This is a genomic window from Agrobacterium sp. O3.4 (assembly GCF_041414895.1).
Classification (GTDB): Bacteria; Pseudomonadota; Alphaproteobacteria; order Rhizobiales; family Rhizobiaceae; genus Agrobacterium; species Agrobacterium cucumeris.
In genome coordinates this window covers 1654103-1667095 of sequence record NZ_JALPZP010000001.1, presented here as the reverse complement: position 1 = coordinate 1667095, position 12993 = coordinate 1654103, and the positions used below count along the sequence as shown (strand labels likewise).

Genomic DNA, 12993 nt, shown 5'->3' with positions numbered 1-12993 from the left:
GGAGAAAAAACCATGACTGCAACCACCTTCCTCGTGTCAGACATGACCTGCGGCCATTGTGAAAAGACCCTGCGCGGCGCTCTCGCTGACGTGCTGCCCGACGCGTCTGTCAGCATCGATCTCGCCACCCACAAACTCACGGTGACGGGCGACGCCGCAACGGCGGAAGCAGCGATCCGCGATGCCGGTTATTCGCCGGAACGGGTGGGCTGAAAGGCATTGTTGCTGGAATGAATATGGAGGGTGTGCTACTGAGTAGCATCACCCTCCATGCAAAAGGAGTGCCGCAATGTCCGTCAAGGCATCCGTATCCATTTCCGATCAGCAGGATAGCTTCGCCCGCCGGCTGGTTGAGGAGGGGCGTTATGCCAGCCTCAGCGCTGTGGTCCAGCGCGGGCTGGAACTGCTTCGGCAGGAAACCGAACTAAAGGACGCCGAAATCGCGGCGCTTCGTGACTTGCTGGCTGAACGCGGGCAGGGGGAGTTCATCTCCGTGGAGGATGGCAAGGACAGAACCGCGGCCATGATCGCGGCCAAAAAGGCCGGCTATGGCCTTTAAGGTCCTGCGTTCGACACAGACGGACAAGGACCTCGGTCTCATTCTCGACCATCTCGTCCAGTCCTATCTCGATCTTGGCGATGCTTTGCCGGCCGCATTCACGCGGGCGGCGCGACGGGTGGGATCGATTGAGGCGGATATGGACGCTCTTCACAAAGCGCCGTTTCAGGGAACGCTGACACCAGAATTGCTACCCGGCCTTCGCCGGGTAACGAAAAATCAGGCAGTTTTTTATTTCGATGTCGATGAGGGCGAAAAGACCGTGCGTATTCTTGCCGTCTTCTTCGGCGGGCAGGACCATCAGCGCCATATGCTCAAGCGCCTTGCATAAGGCTCCGGCAGCCCGGGTCAAACCTCGTCGAACGCCCCGCCTTCCCGCGAGGGATTGCGGTTGATCACCCGTTCTTCCGCATCGTCGGGAAGGGCCTCGTCGCTTTCCTGATAGGGGTCATCCTCGCTCTCGGCCTCTTCCTCCTCGATTTCCTGTTCGATGGATTGCGGGATTTCTCCCTTGGCCGGAAGCGCATCGACGTCGAGATCGAGCAGATCCTCGTCCATGGCGTCTTCGTTGAGCGGCATGATTTTCTTGCGGTCCATGACGATATCCTTTCTATCGGTTCTTCAGCAAACGGCCGGGCGGGGGCGGGGTTCCTGCCGGCAGCCAATTCCTTCAAAGCAAATTGCGTGAAAAGCCGTCTTGACCTCAATGGTGCTTGAGGTTCTAGTTTGCCCGCCGTATCGCAAAAATGGAAAGGATACGGCTTTGACGAGTGTGGAAATGACGGAGAAAAACGGCTGGGGCGAATTACTGAGCGGAGCGAACCTCTCGCTTCTGACCGTCATTTCCTCCGGTATCGGCCTGCATGCCTTCAACCAGTTCGCGGTGGTGACGGCCTTGCCTGTCGCCGTCAACGAAATTGGCGGTGCTGCCTATTACAGCTGGGCCTATAGTCTCTATTTCGTTGGTTCCGTGGCGGGCGGTGTTACCGCCGTGCTGTTTCGGGAGCGTTTTGGCGCCCGCGCCGTTTTGCTTCTGTGCTGCCTGATCTTTTCTTTCGGTTCGATTCTCTCCGCAATCGCCGGGGATTTCTTATGGGTGGTCGTCGGCCGGGCGTTGCAGGGGCTGGCCGACGGGTTGATCGTGGCGGTGTGCTACAGCCTTATACCGGCCGGTTTTCGCTCCGGCCTGTTGCCGAAGGTCTTTGCCATAGAGGCGGCGATCTGGGCGGTCGCGTCCTTTATCGGCCCGCTGACCGGCGGTTTCGCTACCGAACACCTGTCCTGGCGCGCCACCTTCCTGCTGTCGGCGCCGCTGATCGTGCTGCTGCTGGCTTACACGACCGTCGCCGTTTCCGCCGAGCGTCCGGTGGCGGCGACGCGCAAACCATTTGTGCCGTTGGTTCTGTGCCTCGTTGGCGCACTTGCCTTTTCGGCGCCTTCCGCCTTCGAGGATGCGAGCCTGCGGGCAATCTCGCTACTGATAGGTGCTGCGCTGTTATGGGCCTCGCTGCAGGTGGGCATCCGGCCTTCTTCCGGCCTGTTCCCGAAAGATTCCTTCCGGTTGAAGACGGTGCTGGGCAGCGGTTTCTGGGTATTGTTCCTGATGTCCTATGCCCATGCGCTGGGCAGCGTCTATCTCGCTTATGTCGCCATCAATCTGTGGCACTATGAGCCAACCTTCGCCGGTTTCATCGTGGTGACGATGCCGCTTGCCTGGAGCTTCGTGGCGATGCTGATCGGCAGCCTGCGCTCGATCCGCCTGAGAGAAATTTGCCTGCATTATGGCCCTTACCAGATGGTACCGGGCTGCGCCCTGCTGGGGCTGGGGCTTGCAAGCGGAAACTGGGGCGAAATGCTGCTCGGGCAAATCCTGATCGGGTCTGCCTTCGGCATGTCATGGGCCGGCATCAGCCAGGCCGCCATGGAGGCAGCACCGGAGGAAGAACGCAAGATGACGGGTGCATTGCTTCCCACGGTCGCGACGCTGGGGGCGGCGGCCGGTGCGGGTGCGAGCGGCACCGTCGCTGCCGCCACCGATCTCGTTGCGCAGATCGAGCGGGCGGATGTGACGATGCCGATGGCCTATCTTTACGGGCTGGGTGCCGCCGTCTCACTCATTGCGCTCCTTACCGCCCGCGGGCTGCGAAGCGCACGCGGCTGAGCACAGGTTCCGGGGAGGGCGAGGGGGCTAAGACTGCGTGGCGGCGATGGTGATCGCCGCCAGATAAACGACGAAGGACATGATGGCGATCGCGCCGATAATGACGACGATGCCTTTGCCGGCACGTTTTTTCTCCGCCTTGTTTTCATTGGCTTCGGTCGGAAACAGAATGGGGTCGCTGGTATCGCGGATTTTGGTCATGCCGTTTCTCCTTTTGGCGAACTGGTCGGCTGTTGCTGGTCTATCAACCGCCATATCCGCCAAAAGGTTCCTCAGGGTTTGAGCGCCCAGCTGGTCGCGTGCACCACCGCACCGGCAGCCGCCTTCAGCAGCGCCGAACGCACGGGTTCGAATCCCTCGATGCGTTTTGTGCCCACATATCGACCGCGATTGGCGAAGACTTCGATGGAGCCATAATCCAGGAAAATACGGATGCGTGAGGCCCGTGCGCCCCTGGCGATATAATGCGGCGAGGGACCATCGCGCCCGTCTTCATGACGAATCCAGAGGCCGGTTTCATCGGAAACGAGACCGAGCGTGACCGTCGGATGCTCAAGCGCCAGTTCGAATGGCGCGCCAGCCTCGGCAAGCTCGATCAGAATTTCCACCGCGCCGTTGATGAAGGTCACACGTTCGCCGGCGGCAAGGCGCGTGCGGTCGAGAATATGGCTGCGCAGGCTTTCCGCAGCTCCGATGGGCGGGGTCAGAAGCTCGCCGTTGACGTAATGAATCCGGCGCGGCAGCGTCATGGAGGTGGGAAAATCGATCTCGGGGCTGGCATCCGCCCAATTGGCGAGCCAGCCGATGCCGATGATGCTGTCGCCATCCAGAAACGCCTGAAAGGCGTAATTATCGGTGCCGAAATCCAGTTCCTGACCGGATTCCTTGGTGAAGGCCTTGCCGTCGAACCAGCCGACATCGGCCATGGTGAGGTTCTTGCGGCCGGTTTCCGGGTCTTCCGAATGCATCAGCCCATAGATCAGCACCCAGCGGGTGGAGCGGGCATTGGCCGGGCCGTCCAGCGGCAAGAGGCAGGGGCATTCGATCGCCGTGGTCTTGTAGCGCGTTTCCACCCACAGCTTGCCGACATAGGTCCAGCCGGACGCGGCGGTGGGGTCCAGCGTCTCGTAAAGCAGAATGACGCCACCGCCATCGCTCTGGCTGCCGAGCAGCATTTTCCACAATCCATCGGGACCACGAAAGACGTAAGGGTCGCGGAAATCCGGCGTCAGCCCCTGTCCGTCCGGGCGTTGGGCGAGAATGACCTCTGCCTGCCCGGCCATAATGAGATCGGCGGAGGTGGCGGTCAGCTGGATCTGCTGTTCGGGAATGCGGTCCTGCACCTGTTCGGTGAAGAAGACGCGGATGCCGGTGCCTTCGACCAGCGGAATGGTGGAGCCGGAATAAGCCCCGCCGCGCTTGTCCGGCCGCGTCGTCAGGTCTTCGGATGGAAACAGGAAGATCGGCAGATGCCGCCAGCGCAGATAATCCGAAGAGACCGCATGGCCCCAATGCATCGTGTTCCAGCGCAGCCCGTGCGAATAATGCTGATAGAAAAGATGCGGCCGGCCTTCGAAACGGCCAAAGCCATTAGGATCGTTCATCCAGCCGAAGGGCGGGCGGAAGTGATAGCTATCGGGCAGCTCGGGAGCGGCATTGTCGGGCTTGGTATGAACGACGGTGATGCCGGTCTCGAGCACATCGGAAGCGGTAAACCAGTAGATGACGGAAACGGCTGTCGTCACCGTATCGTAACTCAGTTCCACATGGCCGCCGCCGAACACCTGATAGATTCGAAAACCGAACTCTTCGGTATTGACGCTTGAAACTTCAGCGAATTTTCCATTCTGGTTGGAGAAGGAGACGGCGCCGGGTTCGGCGGTCTTTTTCGCCTTGAGCCAGACATGGAAGGTGGCGTTGACCGGCAGGTCGGTGTGGAGGGTGCGGATGGCGCTTTCCGGCTCGGCGTTCAAGGCTTCAACGACGGTCATTCCCGTTCCTTTCGTTGCTGCAATTCTGGTTCAGAAAACGCAACGAATGGGACGAAAGAAAGTTCAACCGCCGCAGCTTTCGCCCGCGTGGGCTATTGGGCCTGTTCCTGCGCTGCGGTTTCGTATTTGCCGTCCAGTTCGAACACCAGCCCATCGGGATGATAGAAGGTGCGGCCTTCACCGGAAAAATAGGCCGCGACGATCTGGTTGGTCAGGCGCGAGCCGAAGCCCGTGCGTGTCGGCGCGCTGACGGGTGGCCCGCCTGTCTCGCGCCAGCGCAGTTCGAAACGGTCGTTCCTGTCCAGCGTCCAGCGAATATCAACACTGCCGCGTTCATTGGAAAGTGCGCCGTATTTCAATGCATTCGTGGCCAGTTCATAAACCGCCAGCGACAGGCCGAGCGCCTGTTGCGGGGCGATGTCCACGTCCGGTCCGGAAATCGTCACCCGCGCCCTGTCGTCGAGATGCGGATAAACGGAATCGCAGACAAGGGCGGTGATGCCGGCGCCTTTGCCCGACGCATGCATGAGGTTCTGGGCATTGCCGAGTGCGGCGATGCGCTTCTTGATCGTGTCGCGCGCTTCTTCCAGCGTCTGGGAATGGCGCATGGTGGCACTGACCACGGCCGTGGTTATCGCCATGGTATTCTTGACCCGGTGGACGAGTTCGCGCCGTAGCACTTCTTCGCGTTTGCGGCCTTCCACCGTCGCCGTCGTCTCGATCGTGATGTTGATCAGCCCGGCGACATTGCCGTCATCGTCATAAAGCGGGCTGTAGGAAAAGGTCCAGTAGGTGTCTTCCGGATAACCGTTGCGATCCATGACGAGATGCAGGTCTTCGGCAAATGTGCCCTTGCCGGACAATGCGGTTTCCACAAAATGTTTCACATCGTCCCAGACGTCGGACCAGATGACATGGAACGGCTTGCCGAGCGCATCCCGTTCCTTGAGACCCAGAAACGGCCGATAGGCATCATTATAGATGATGTTGAGATCGGGCCCCCAGAACAGGCAGATCGCGTGGCCCTGCTTGAGCATGGTCCGCACCGTGGTCTTCAGCGCGACGGGCCATGCGTCCACCGGTCCCGCCGCCGTTGATGCCCAGTCGAAAAGCCGGATGGCTTTGCCCATTTCACTATCGTCATCGGGGAAATGCGGCACGAACTCATCCTGTAGCGCGGGGCTGATTACCCCATCTATGTAGGGACTAATACCCCCCGAGTTCAAACTGAATTTCTCTAAAGCCTGGCGCGGCCTGTCGAATTTGCCGCTGGCACCCTCGCAACCGGGCGCAAAAACCGCCATATCAGGCAAAAGCAGGGAGTTTAACCGTGATCAGATTCGACAATTCCTATGCCCGCCTGCCGGAACGGTTCAGCGCCGCCGTGCTGCCGACGCCGGTGAAGGCGCCGCGCCTCATCGCCTTCAATCGCAAGCTTGCAGACGAACTCCTTCTGGATGTTTCCGGCCTTGACGATGAAAGGCTGGCGGCGATCTTTTCCGGCAATGTCGTGCCGCAGGGGGCAGAGCCGCTGGCCATGGCCTATGCCGGTCACCAGTTCGGCGGTTTCGTGCCGCAGCTGGGCGATGGCCGCGCCATTCTTCTTGGCGAAGTCATCGACAAAAACGGCAAACGGCGGGATATCCAGCTGAAGGGCTCAGGTCCTACGCCCTTTTCGCGCCGCGGAGACGGGCGTGCGGCGCTCGGCCCGGTTCTGCGGGAATATATCGTCTCCGAAGCGATGCATGCGCTTGGCATTCCCGCCACGCGGGCATTGGCGGCCGTCCTCAGCGGCGAAAGGGTGCAGCGCGAAGTGGGCCTGCCAGGCGGCGTTTTCACCCGCGTCGCGGCGAGCCACATCCGCGTCGGCACCTTCCAGTTCTTCGCCGCGCGCGAGGATGACGAGGCGATCAGGAACCTCGCCGATTATGTGATCGACCGGCACTATCCCGAGGCAAAAACCGCTGACAATCCTTACCTCGCTTTGCTGCGCGGCATCGCTGAAAGGCAATGCGACCTCATCGCCCGCTGGATGATGGTGGGCTTTATTCATGGCGTTATGAATACCGACAATATGGCGGTATCCGGCGAGACCATCGATTTCGGCCCCTGTGCCTTCCTTGATGAATACCACCCCAACAAGGTGTTTTCCTCCATCGATGCGCAGGGCCGTTACGCCTATAATAACCAGCCGGGCATCGCCCAATGGAACATCGCCAGGCTGGCGGAATGCCTGTTACCGCTGCTCGATCCTCAAGTGGAAAAGGCCGCCGAACTTGCCAACGCCGTGTTGGCCGATTTCGCCGCTGCCTTTCCCAAACGCTGGCTGGCCGGCATGCGCGAAAAACTCGGCCTGACGCTGGAAGAGGAAGGTGATCTCGATCTCGTGCAGGCACTTCTGGCTCTGATGCAGGCATCGGAAGCGGACTACACGCTGACCTTCCGGCGTCTTTCCCACGCAGCGAATGACGATGCCGAACCATTTCGCGGCATGTTCATCGATATTGCCGGGGCGGATGAATTTCTGGCCCGCTGGCGGGAGCGCGCCGGCCGCGAGGATATTTCCGATGCCGACAGGTCACGGGCGATGTTATCAGTCAATCCGGCTGTCATCCCGCGTAACCACCGTATCGAGGAACTGATCGAGGCGGCAGTGGAGGACGATGATTTCGAGCCGTTCCACGCCATGCTGACGGCAATCGCGACACCCTTCGAGGAGCGGCCGGACAATTTTGTCTATATGCAGCCGCCGATGAGCCATGAGCGGGTGTTCAGGACATTTTGCGGGACGTAACCAAAGGTCGATCCCGCAGTGTTGGAACGAGCGGTTGCGTCTTTCGCCTTCTCCCCGAGGGGGAGAAGGTCGCGGCAGCGGGATGAGGGGGCAAGCTCGCCGGATCTCGGAGAGCAAGCCCCCTCATCCGACCCTTCGGGCCACCTTCTCCCCGACCGGGGAGAAGAAACATGCCGCAACGTTGAGCCTTAAATCACCCCACCCGGGCCAGCGGCTCATGCGAGCCATAATACCGGCCGAACCGGTTTTCGAGGAATTTCGGCAGCGCCACTTCTTCCTGCCGCACGAAGCCCTTCTGCGGCAGGGAACCCTCGGCAAGCAGATCGAGAACCGTGCAGATGCCTGCTGCGGTGGTGATCTGGATGGCGCTCATCATCCGGCCGGAAACAGGGCCGGCATAGACCTTGTTGGCATAGGTTTCCTGCAGGAAACGGCCATTGCGGGTGCCGCAGACCGTGACGAAGACGATGACGACATCCTGCATGGTGCCGGGCAGGGCGTTTTCGAACAGGTCCTTCAGCACGTCGCGGCGGTTGCGCAGGTTGAGGTCGTTCAGAAGCGCCTTCATGATTGCCACATGGCCGGGATAACGGATGGTGCGGTAATTCATCGTCCGCACCTTGCCTTCCAGCGTGGCGCACAGGGTGCCGAGACCGCCCGAGGTGTTGAAGGCCTCATAGGTGACGCCGTCGAGCGAAAATTCCTCGCGCTCTTCCAGCGCCGGAACGGCGGTGAGGCGGCCTTCGACAATGGCTTCGCAGGGCTCGATATATTCGTTGATCAGCCCGTCCGTGCTCCAGGTGAGATTGTAGTTGAGCGCATTGGACGGATATTGCGGCAGCGCGCCGACACGCATGCGCACGCTGTCGAGCTTGTCGAAGCGGGCGGCGAGATCGGCGGCAACGATGGAGATGAAGCCGGGCGCAAGACCGCATTGTGGAATGAGCGCGGTCTCAGCCGTTTCCGAGAGCGCCTTGACCTTGCGGGTGGATTCCACGTCTTCGGTGAGATCGAGATAATGCGTGCCCACAGTGACCGCCGCTTCCGCAATGCCCGCCGTCAGGTGGAATGGGGCGGCGGAAAGCACGGCGAATTTGCCCTTCAGCAGTGCTTCCAGCGCCGGGCGATCGGCGATGTCGACGATCTCGGTATCGACGCGCTCATGTTCCGGCACGTTGGCCAGCTGGTCGGCCGAGCGGTCGGCAACCGTGATGCGATAATCGCCTGTTGCGGCCAGCATCCAGGCGATGGCTGAACCGATATTGCCCGCGCCGATGACGACAATGTTTTTCATGTTTTTGTTCCCCGCAGTAAATTCGCATGTCTTTGCGCAACAAATGCGCCTCAGAGACAGAATGCCAGCTTTTATTGACGATTCGCAGCTTCACTATGTGCAGATAGCGGTCTATTATTGAACAGTTAGACGACAGGATTGATCATTATGGCAATCGCCGACAAGGATCGGGCGCTGCTGGCCCTGCTTTCCGAAAATGCCCGCATGCCGGTGGCGGAACTGGCGCGCAAACTCGGCCTTTCCCGCACCACCGTGCAGGCGCGCATCGAGCGGCTGGAGGCAGACGGCGTGATTGCCGGTTATGGAATCAGGCTTTCGGAAAGCTATCTTTCCGGGCTGGTGCGCGCCCATGTGCTGATTACCATTGCACCCAAGGCGCTGCCCGGCGTGACGGCCGCACTTGCCGCCATCAAGGAGGTCACGACACTGCATTCGGTGAGCGGCACATTTGACCTGATTGCGATTCTGGCCGCCCCTTCGATCCTCGATCTCGACCGGCTGATCGACCGCATAGGCGCGCTTGACGGTGTGGAGCGCACGCTGTCGTCGATCATTCTGTCGACGCGGATTTCGCGGTAGGGATGTTTTGGGAAGTGTAAGGTACGCAAAACCCACTTCCGTCATGCCGGACTTGATCCGGCATCCAGCCGCAGCGTCTGCGCGGCGAATAGAGTCTTTTCAGCCCAAGGACTTGGGCTGGCTGGATACCGGCTCAAGGCCGGTATGACGGAAACAATGTTCTACGCAACGAAGCGGCAAAGGCGCTTGTCTCTCCCATGCTTTTGTCACTACGCGAGGGCGAAGACCATCTAAGCCACCGCCCTCTCGTCATAAGCCCTCTGCGCCGCCATCACCGCATCAATATTGCCCTCTGCCCAATGGGCGAGCGCCGCCACCGTGTCGGTCAGCGTCCGCCCCAGCGGCGTCAGCGAATATTCGACCGTGACAGGAACCGTCGGAAAGGCCTGTCGGGAAATCAGCCCGTCACGCTCGAGCTTCTTCAGCGTCTGCGACAGGACCTTCTGCGAAATGCCCTTGATCTCGCGCCGCAGCAGGTTGAAGCGCACGGGATCGCGCCGCAGCTTGTCGAGGATCAACAGCGCCCATTTGTCGGCGATCCTGTCCAGCACCATGCGTGTCGGGCAGCGGTCCTCATAAACGTCATAGACATTCGCCATCGATTTCACCCTGTTGTTTCAAGGCCATGCCGGTTTCCGCAAGGAAACCAGATAACCGAAAAGTGCTCTCTTTTCATGATTTCGCAAACGCAGTACCTGTATTTTCGAAACATGGTTTCCATTAGATACTAAGGATATTTGAGATGACAGGCAAGATACTCGTAATCGGTTCCACCGGCACCATCGGCACGCCGCTGGTCAGGGCACTCGTGGCAACGGGCGAAAGCGTCAAGGCTGCCTCGCGCAGCGGTAAGGCGGCAGATGGCACCGAAGGGGTGCGCTTCGATTATACCGACCGGGCGACTTACGCCGATGCATTCGACGGCGTGGACCGGCTGTTCCTGATCCTGGCGGGCGGGCGTCTGGACGCCATCGACGCGCTGACGCCCGTTGTCGAGGAGGCGGCTTGTCGCAAGGTGAAGATCGTCTTCCTCAGCGTCCTCGGTGTCGATGCCGACGATTCCATCCCCTATCGCCAGATCGAACTGAAGATCATCGCGTCGGGTACGCCTTACGTCATCCTGCGCCCCAACTGGTTTGCCGATAATTTTCACAGCTACTGGAAGGCCGGCATCGAGCATGGCGAGATCGCCGTGCCGGCCGGCGAGGGCAAGTCGAGCTTCATCGACGTGCGCGATATCGCCGACAGCGCCGCCGCCGCGCTGACCTCCGATGCCTTTAATGGCAAGGCCTTCAACCTGACCGGGCCGAAGGCCTTCGGTTACGGCGAGGCAGCCGCGGTGATTTCAAAGGCGATCGGCAAGCCGGTGTCTTATGCCGCCGTTTCGGACGAGGTCTTCATCGGCATCCTCACCGGTGCGGGCGTGCCGAAGGATTATGCCTCTTTCCTCGCCTCGATCTTTTATCCCGTGCGTGAAGGCTGGACAGCGGTGGTGACCGGCGATGTCGAGACCCTGACCGGGCATGCGCCGCGCTCGCTGGAAACCTATGTGGCCGACCATCTGGACGCGCTGAAGGGCTGACGCCGGCAAGCGATAGGCCCGCCGCGCTCACGCCGGATCGGTGGAGCCGCGGCGGGCCTTGAAGAACATCTTCAGCCGCTGGATCTCCTCGGCGCTCCAGCCCTCCGGCTGCGTCACCTCCGTCCATGCATCGATGTAATGTTCCGGCGCATAGACATGGCCGTAACCGATCGGTGCGGTGGTGGCGGAGGCAACATCGAGACCGAGCTGCAGCAGCGTCACCACCGGAAACCAGCGGAAGGACGTGGAAACGTCAGGCCCGTGATGTGCCATCCACTCTGGACGCCGATAGAGCGAAGCGGTTTCGAAGAAGGTGATCGGGTCGCTTGCATATTGCAGATAGACGATCCGCATCGGCCCCCATTTCGCATCGGGCATATGGGCGGTGGTATACTGGTTGGCAAAACGGATGACGGAGGAATCGCGGAAACGCGGCAGCCATTCCGGCGTGCCTTCAACCCGGCCATTGGTGGCCATGCGCCATGTGGGGCTGGAAAACGGCGGGCCGCTCCACAGCGCGCCCTGGAACGGGTCTGACAGTACATCGTAAAGATCGGAGGATTTCTGCGAGTTGAGCGAACCGAGGCTCAACCCATGCAGATAAAGCTTCGGCCGTGTTTCCTTCGGCAGGGTGGTCCAATAGGCGTAGACGGCTTGAAACAGCGCCCGCGCCGTTTCCACACCGTAGTCAGGTTCGGTCAGCAGCGCGATCCAGCTGGAGAGATAGGAATATTGCACGGCGACGCTGGCGATGTCGCCATCATGCAGATATTCGACCGTGTCCAGCGCTTCGGGGTCTATCCAGCCGGTGCCGGTGGGAATGACGACCAGCAGAACCTTGCGTTCGAAACCGCCGACCCGCTTCAGTTCCTCCAGCGCCAGTTTGGCTCTTGCTTCGGGTGTCGAAGCGGAATTCAGGCCGGCATAGACCCGAAGCGGTTCGCTGGCCGGACGATGGGTGAAGGCGGTGATTTCCTGCGCTTCAGGCCCGCCTGCCACGAATTCACGTCCGCGGCGGCCAAGCGATTCCCATGTCATAAGCGACGCGCTGCTGCCGGTCTTCAGCGGATCGGACGGGCGCGGTACGTCAGGCTCGATCAGCGCATCCACCTGTTTCAGCGAGGAATCGGCAAATTTCAGGCCGATATCGAAGATCAGGCCATTGAGCAGCATCCACGACAGCACGATGGCAGCGGCTATGCCGAGAACATTGGCGAGCCGGCGCGGCAGGAAATGCCGGCTGCGCGCGGCAAAGAACCGGCGGATAAGCTGGAAAAGCCGGCCGGCGGCGATGAGCACGGCGGCGACCAGCACCGCGATACCGCCGGTCTTGGTGGGATGGGCGCTTGGCAGCGGATCGAGTTCCATCAGCACGCGGATGGAATTCTGCCAGTCCTTCGCCTGCCACAAAAACGCAATGGCCGTGATGGCGGCGGCAAGCGCGATGAGAAAACGAATGCCGCGCGTGTTGTGTCGCGACGGTTCAGGCAGTTCCAGATAGGCCCAGACGGCGTGCAGGGCGACACCGATCAGATAACCGATGGCAAAGGAAAACCCGCACAGAACCCCCTGCATCAGCCATGTGCGCGGCAGAAGCGAGGGAGTGAGCGAAGCGCAGAACAGGACCGTGCCGAAGACGATGCCGGTTGCCGAAAGGCCCGCAAACAACCGCTCAACCCATTGTTTCACCAACTTGGCTTGCCCCTTCTGCTCATTGCCTGGCGCGGAGTGTAATATGCGGCGGGCGAGGGTGCAAATCATGTTGGCAGGATAAAAATCATTAAAATAGGAAAATAATCCTTTACACCGTGACGGTGGTTTGGTAGTGTTTGGCTACGGTCGGAGATTTGCGGCTGACGGCAGAGGCCGGTTCGAAGGGTTGCCTTCTGGTTTGATGGCGAGCCGCCCTATATCTCTCAGCGATACCGCAGTCTATCCGATTGGCTGTCCAGTTCTCATACCAAGGCATGTTTCTCCCGTCATTCCGGCCCTGAGCCGGAATCCAGCCAGCCCAAGTCCTTGGGCTGAAAAGA

Annotated in this window: 14 protein-coding genes; 7 read left to right on the top strand and 7 right to left on the bottom strand. The window is 60.5% G+C overall.

Features of this window, described 5'->3' with window-relative positions; all coding sequences use genetic code 11:
- Positions 1-12 precede the first annotated feature (12 nt).
- From M0412_RS08075 to M0412_RS08065, 3 genes are all read left to right on the top strand, one after another.
- Positions 13-213, top strand: coding sequence for a heavy-metal-associated domain-containing protein (locus tag M0412_RS08075; protein ID WP_269698452.1), 201 nt, complete (start codon positions 13-15; stop codon positions 211-213).
- A 76-nt stretch (positions 214-289) separates the two neighbouring features.
- A complete protein-coding gene (locus M0412_RS08070; RefSeq protein ID WP_149898877.1) occupies positions 290-559 on the top strand; it encodes a type II toxin-antitoxin system ParD family antitoxin in 270 nt (89 codons plus the stop codon).
- Positions 549-890 carry a type II toxin-antitoxin system RelE/ParE family toxin gene (locus M0412_RS08065; protein ID WP_269698451.1) on the top strand — a complete coding sequence of 114 codons (342 nt, stop codon included), beginning with the start codon at positions 549-551 and terminating at the stop codon, positions 888-890. Before M0412_RS08070 ends, M0412_RS08065 begins: the two co-directional genes overlap by 11 nt.
- Before the next feature lie 17 nt (positions 891-907).
- Here the strand turns inward: M0412_RS08065 and M0412_RS08060 are convergent, their stop codons facing one another.
- Positions 908-1156, bottom strand: coding sequence for a hypothetical protein (locus tag M0412_RS08060; protein ID WP_149898879.1), 249 nt, complete (start codon positions 1154-1156; stop codon positions 908-910).
- Between the two features lie 181 nt (positions 1157-1337).
- On the opposite strand from M0412_RS08060, the gene M0412_RS08055 reads away from it, so the two are divergent.
- Positions 1338-2720, top strand: a complete 1383-nt coding sequence (locus M0412_RS08055; RefSeq protein ID WP_269698450.1) for an MFS transporter — start codon at positions 1338-1340, stop codon at positions 2718-2720.
- Between the two features lie 27 nt (positions 2721-2747).
- On the opposite strand, the gene M0412_RS08050 is transcribed toward M0412_RS08055, so the two are convergent.
- The 3 genes from M0412_RS08050 to M0412_RS08040 form a co-directional block, all read right to left on the bottom strand.
- Positions 2748-2921, bottom strand: coding sequence for a hypothetical protein (locus tag M0412_RS08050; protein WP_142839384.1), 174 nt, complete (start codon positions 2919-2921; stop codon positions 2748-2750).
- A gap of 71 nt (positions 2922-2992) precedes the next feature.
- Positions 2993-4711, bottom strand: a complete 1719-nt coding sequence (locus M0412_RS08045) for a glycoside hydrolase family 32 protein (protein ID WP_269698449.1) — start codon at positions 4709-4711, stop codon at positions 2993-2995.
- A gap of 92 nt (positions 4712-4803) precedes the next feature.
- Complete coding sequence (locus M0412_RS08040; protein WP_269698448.1) at positions 4804-5871, bottom strand: sensor histidine kinase; 1068 nt, start codon at positions 5869-5871, stop codon at positions 4804-4806.
- Between the two features lie 173 nt (positions 5872-6044).
- Here M0412_RS08040 and M0412_RS08035 point away from each other — a divergent pair, with 173 nt between their 5' ends.
- Positions 6045-7505, top strand: a complete 1461-nt coding sequence (locus M0412_RS08035; RefSeq protein ID WP_269698843.1) for a YdiU family protein — start codon at positions 6045-6047, stop codon at positions 7503-7505.
- Positions 7506-7698: 193 nt separating this feature from the next.
- Here M0412_RS08035 and M0412_RS08030 read toward each other — a convergent pair whose 3' ends face one another.
- A complete protein-coding gene (locus M0412_RS08030; protein ID WP_269698447.1) occupies positions 7699-8799 on the bottom strand; it encodes a saccharopine dehydrogenase family protein in 1101 nt (366 codons plus the stop codon).
- A 147-nt stretch (positions 8800-8946) separates the two neighbouring features.
- On the opposite strand from M0412_RS08030, the gene M0412_RS08025 reads away from it, so the two are divergent.
- A complete protein-coding gene (locus M0412_RS08025; RefSeq protein ID WP_269698446.1) occupies positions 8947-9378 on the top strand; it encodes an Lrp/AsnC family transcriptional regulator in 432 nt (143 codons plus the stop codon).
- Positions 9379-9608: 230 nt separating this feature from the next.
- Here M0412_RS08025 and M0412_RS08020 read toward each other — a convergent pair whose 3' ends face one another.
- Entirely contained in the window at positions 9609-9977 is a 369-nt protein-coding gene (locus M0412_RS08020; RefSeq protein WP_142839387.1) for a helix-turn-helix domain-containing protein, read from the bottom strand.
- 143 nt (positions 9978-10120) lie between these two features.
- On the opposite strand from M0412_RS08020, the gene M0412_RS08015 reads away from it, so the two are divergent.
- Positions 10121-10960, top strand: coding sequence for an SDR family oxidoreductase (locus M0412_RS08015; protein WP_269698445.1), 840 nt, complete (start codon positions 10121-10123; stop codon positions 10958-10960).
- A gap of 27 nt (positions 10961-10987) precedes the next feature.
- On the opposite strand, the gene M0412_RS08010 is transcribed toward M0412_RS08015, so the two are convergent.
- Positions 10988-12628, bottom strand: a complete 1641-nt coding sequence (locus tag M0412_RS08010) for an alpha/beta-hydrolase family protein (protein ID WP_269698841.1) — start codon at positions 12626-12628, stop codon at positions 10988-10990.
- Positions 12629-12993 lie beyond the last annotated feature (365 nt).

What these genes read in the sequence shown, in the direction of transcription:
- M0412_RS08075 (WP_269698452.1), top strand. Translation starts at nt 13, where the DNA reads ATGACTGCAACCACCTTCCTCGTGTCAGACATGACCTGCGGCCATTGT.
- M0412_RS08070 (WP_149898877.1), top strand. Translation starts at nt 290, where the DNA reads ATGTCCGTCAAGGCATCCGTATCCATTTCCGATCAGCAGGATAGCTTC.
- M0412_RS08065 (WP_269698451.1), top strand. Translation starts at nt 549, where the DNA reads ATGGCCTTTAAGGTCCTGCGTTCGACACAGACGGACAAGGACCTCGGT.
- M0412_RS08060 (WP_149898879.1), bottom strand. Translation starts at nt 1,156, where the DNA reads ATGGACCGCAAGAAAATCATGCCGCTCAACGAAGACGCCATGGACGAG.
- M0412_RS08055 (WP_269698450.1), top strand. Translation starts at nt 1,338, where the DNA reads ATGACGGAGAAAAACGGCTGGGGCGAATTACTGAGCGGAGCGAACCTC.
- M0412_RS08050 (WP_142839384.1), bottom strand. Translation starts at nt 2,921, where the DNA reads ATGACCAAAATCCGCGATACCAGCGACCCCATTCTGTTTCCGACCGAA.
- M0412_RS08045 (WP_269698449.1), bottom strand. Translation starts at nt 4,711, where the DNA reads ATGACCGTCGTTGAAGCCTTGAACGCCGAGCCGGAAAGCGCCATCCGC.
- M0412_RS08030 (WP_269698447.1), bottom strand. Translation starts at nt 8,799, where the DNA reads ATGAAAAACATTGTCGTCATCGGCGCGGGCAATATCGGTTCAGCCATC.
- M0412_RS08025 (WP_269698446.1), top strand. Translation starts at nt 8,947, where the DNA reads ATGGCAATCGCCGACAAGGATCGGGCGCTGCTGGCCCTGCTTTCCGAA.
- M0412_RS08020 (WP_142839387.1), bottom strand. Translation starts at nt 9,977, where the DNA reads ATGGCGAATGTCTATGACGTTTATGAGGACCGCTGCCCGACACGCATG.
- M0412_RS08015 (WP_269698445.1), top strand. Translation starts at nt 10,121, where the DNA reads ATGACAGGCAAGATACTCGTAATCGGTTCCACCGGCACCATCGGCACG.